Below are 247 nucleotides of genomic sequence, written 5' to 3'. Positions count from 1 at the left end.
GTGGTCGTCGTCGATCCTGGCCCGTCGCCGGCGATGATGAAGACGATCTCCGATGCCGGTGCCACGCATGTGACGGCGGCTCCGGATGGTCTGAAGGCCGGCGTCCTGTTCATCGCGGTCAAGCCGCAGGTGATGGAAGCGGTTCTGCCGCCAGTGAAGAAGACGGTCGGGCCGAACACGGTCGTGGTTTCGGTCGCTGCTGGCAAGACGCTCGGCTTCCTGGAAAAGCATCTCGGCGAAGCGGCCA

Annotated in this window: 1 protein-coding gene; it reads left to right on the top strand. The window is 64.8% G+C overall.

Translation table 11 applies throughout. The features are described 5' to 3' along the window. Window positions 1-247: pyrroline-5-carboxylate reductase family protein (locus SB764_RS43400; RefSeq protein WP_410867226.1), on the top strand; the 247-nt coding region annotated here is incomplete at both ends.

Source organism: Paraburkholderia sp. SIMBA_027, from assembly GCF_046535315.1.
Taxonomy (GTDB): domain Bacteria; phylum Pseudomonadota; class Gammaproteobacteria; order Burkholderiales; family Burkholderiaceae; genus Paraburkholderia; species Paraburkholderia tropica.
The sequence above is the reverse complement of the archived record's forward strand: the minus strand, read 5'-3'. Positions and strand labels throughout refer to the sequence as shown.